This window comes from Vibrio sp. D173a (assembly GCF_030248475.1).
Genome location: NZ_JAHGAH010001505.1, coordinates 1 through 725 on the forward strand (window position 1 = coordinate 1; position 725 = coordinate 725).

The window sequence follows — 725 nt, forward strand, 5'->3', positions numbered from 1 at the left end:
CGAGAGCACCTTGATGACTATGTAATCGGTCAAGAGTACGCGAAGAAAGTGCTAGCAGTTGCAGTATATAACCACTACAAGCGTTTACGTAATGGTGATACAACAGCTGAAGGCGGAGAGCTAGGTAAGAGTAACATTCTTCTTATCGGCCCTACTGGCAGTGGTAAAACACTACTTGCTGAAACATTGGCTCGTTTCCTAGACGTTCCATTTACTATGGCAGATGCAACCACACTAACCGAAGCGGGTTACGTGGGTGAAGATGTAGAAAACATCATTCAAAAACTGCTACAGAAATGTGATTACGACGTAGCGAAAGCGGAACGCGGCATTGTTTATATCGATGAGATCGACAAGATTTCTCGTAAAGCTGAAAACCCATCAATCACGCGTGACGTGTCTGGTGAAGGTGTACAGCAAGCACTTCTAAAACTTGTAGAAGGCACAGTCGCTTCAGTACCGCCTCAAGGTGGTCGTAAGCATCCACAGCAAGAGTTCTTGCAAGTGGATACATCTAAGATCCTATTTATCTGTGGCGGTGCATTTGCAGGCCTAGATAAAGTGATTGAACAACGTGTAGAAACAGGTTCTGGTATCGGCTTTGGCGCAGAAGTGCGTTCAAAAGATGAAACCAAAACAATCGGTGAGCTATTCACTCAAGTTGAACCTGAAGATCTAGTGCAGTACGGTCTAATTCCAGAATTCATTGGTCGTCTACCGGTGAC

1 protein-coding gene is annotated in these 725 nt (G+C 45.0%); it reads left to right on the forward strand.

Translation table 11 applies throughout. The features are described 5' to 3' along the window. A partial coding sequence (clpX, locus tag KIV40_RS34365; protein ID WP_285353924.1) for an ATP-dependent protease ATP-binding subunit ClpX occupies positions 1–725 on the forward strand: 725 nt, incomplete at both ends.